The sequence below is a fragment of the Frankia sp. CoWAU3 genome, assembly GCF_977971855.1.
Map to the genome: position 1 here is coordinate 3529 of NZ_CDWWXB010000281.1, position 597 is coordinate 4125.

Below are 597 nucleotides of genomic sequence, written 5' to 3' on the forward strand. Positions count from 1 at the left end.
GCGCCGGCGGCATGTGCCCGCGCTGCGAAGGCCGGGGCACGGTCTCCGAGATCGACCTCACCCAGCTTTTCGACGACTCCAAGTCGCTCGCCGAGGGCGCGATCACCATTCCCGGCTACAAGGTGGACGGCTGGTGGACGGTGGGGATCTTCATCGAGTCGGGCTTCCTCGACCCGAACAAGCCGATCCGCCAGTACACGAAGAAGGAACTCCGGGACTTCCTCTACAAGGAACCGACCAAGGTGAAGGTCAACGGTGTCAACCTCACCTACGAGGGGCTGGTCCCCAAGGTCCAGAAGTCGTTCCTCGCCAAGGACCCCGACGCGCTGCAGCCGCATATCCGGGCGTTCGTGGACCGGGCGGTCACCTTCACCGCCTGTCCCGACTGCGGCGGCACCCGGCTCAGCGAGGCGGCTCGGTCCTCCAGGATCAAAGGGATCAACATCGCCGACGCCTGCGCGACGCAGATCAGTGACCTGGCCGAATGGGTCCGCGGCCTCGACGAGCCGTCGGTCGCGCCGCTGCTCGCCACGCTGCGGCGGACCCTCGACTCGTTCGTGGAGATCGGGCTGGGCTACCTCTCGCTCGACCGGCCGT

General features: G+C 67.2%; 1 pseudogene. It reads left to right on the forward strand.

The features are described 5' to 3' along the window. Window positions 1-597 (forward strand): annotated as a pseudogene (locus tag AC08ON_RS17170) (excinuclease ABC subunit UvrA); the annotation flags it as partial.